The following is a 1,197-nucleotide window of genomic DNA, read 5'->3' on the forward strand; positions in this document are numbered from 1 at the left end:
TTCGTCCTCGGGTTGTTCGTCCTCGTACTCGGCGGTGTCTTCGCCCTCGCCCTCGTCCTCGTCGGCTTCGTCCTCGGGCTCGTCCTCGTACTCCGCCGTGTCGGACGCTTCGTCCTGCTCGCTCTCGTCGGGCTGCGTTTCGTCCTCGGTCGGTTCCTCGTCGTAGTCCTCGGACTCGTCGGGTTCGACTACCTTGCCGTCCCGGATTTCTCCGCGCCAGCCCTCGATCTCGTCGGGATGGAGGATCGACTGCGTCATCACGTGGCGTCCGAAGTGCTTCAGTTCCAGCCGTACTCGTCGTCCCTGTGCCCGCCACAGGTTTCCCGTCCTCTCGAACAATCCCTTCGGGTGATATTCGAGGATCAGAACGATGCGGGTGAGATCGGGGGTCACCTCGTGGAACGTCACCGCACCGTCGGGGTAACCCTTGGCGCCCTTCGCCCGCCACACGATCCGCTCGTCGGGAACCTGTTCGAGAATCGTCGCTTCCCAGGTGCGGTGCGAGAGGAAGACCTGAGCCTTCCACTCGAGCTTCTCATCGGCCTCCTGCTCCACCCGCTCGACCTTCTTCATGAACGACGGGAAGTCGGCGAACTGGGTCCATTGGTTGTAGGCCAGTTGGACCGGGACCCCGACATCGATCGTCTCGACGATGTTGGTGAGCTTGAGTTTCTTGCCCTTGCCACCACCGCCGCCGCCGGTGATCTTGTCCTTGAGGTCGGATGCCTTCTCCTTCACGGTGTCGGTCAGCCCGGACAGGGGCGACTTGCCGTCACCGTCGCCGTTTTCGTTCCCGTCCCCGTCCCCGTTGCCGTTGCCGTGGCCGTTGCCGGTGATCGCGGACAGCAGGGTGCCGCCGCCGCCCTCGGCGTAATCGTTGAGCCGACCCGTGGCGCCCTGCACCTTGTCGGAGACGGCGGAGACCGCCTTGTCGGTCACGGTGCCGAGCAGGCCCTGCGCCGCACTCTTCAGCGGGGACACCGACGCGGCCTTACCGGACGCCCCGGACACGTTCTTACGCAGCGTCTTCGCCGCACTGTCGAGATTCGCAGTCATCGCTGATCACTTCCGGGTCCGTCGTACGGGGGTGGAATCCGTGCTGGCCTTCGCACGCGTCCTGCGGACCCGGGCGAGCTCGTCGTCATCGTCGCCATTGTCATCGGTGGACGACCGGGACCGGCGGGGCCGGGACGTGCC

General features: G+C 65.6%; 1 protein-coding gene. It reads right to left on the reverse strand.

Going from position 1 to position 1,197, the window contains the following annotated elements; all coding sequences use genetic code 11:
- Positions 1-1,056, reverse strand: a 1,056-nt coding sequence (locus ACFTWF_RS23680; protein ID WP_378463603.1) for an SRPBCC family protein, incomplete at its 3' end; no start/stop codon positions are given.
- Positions 1,057-1,197 lie beyond the last annotated feature (141 nt).

The organism is Rhodococcus sp. NPDC056960 (assembly GCF_042674125.1).
Taxonomy (GTDB): domain Bacteria; phylum Actinomycetota; class Actinomycetes; order Mycobacteriales; family Mycobacteriaceae; genus Rhodococcus_F.